A 245-nucleotide genomic window follows, 5' to 3' on the forward strand; every position below is an offset into this window, starting at 1 on the left:
TCTCAGGACTGGCCAGCCGCAGGTAGCGGGCGTGGCGCGGCGGGAAGTAGGGGGTGTCGATGCCGCCGAGCGCGTGGCGCATGGTGTCAGCGGTCTGCCGCTGCGTTCCTGCCCGCGAGGTCTGCAGGCGGTCGCCCTCCGGGGTTGAGACGTCCCAGGTGTGGCGCGCGCCGCTGTGCGGGCTGGGTGTTGCCAGATCCGACTGGAACCAGTGGCCCGGGCTGAACGCTCCCGCGGTGACGGTT

General features: G+C 72.2%; 1 protein-coding gene. It reads right to left on the minus strand.

Going from position 1 to position 245, the window contains the following annotated elements:
* Positions 1–245 (minus strand): hypothetical protein (locus ACQG3P_RS21860; RefSeq protein WP_426806223.1); only part of this gene is annotated, 245 nt, incomplete at both ends.

This window comes from Stenotrophomonas sp. SrG (assembly GCF_050031795.1).
In the GTDB taxonomy this organism is placed as follows: domain Bacteria; phylum Pseudomonadota; class Gammaproteobacteria; order Xanthomonadales; family Xanthomonadaceae; genus Stenotrophomonas; species Stenotrophomonas rhizophila_A.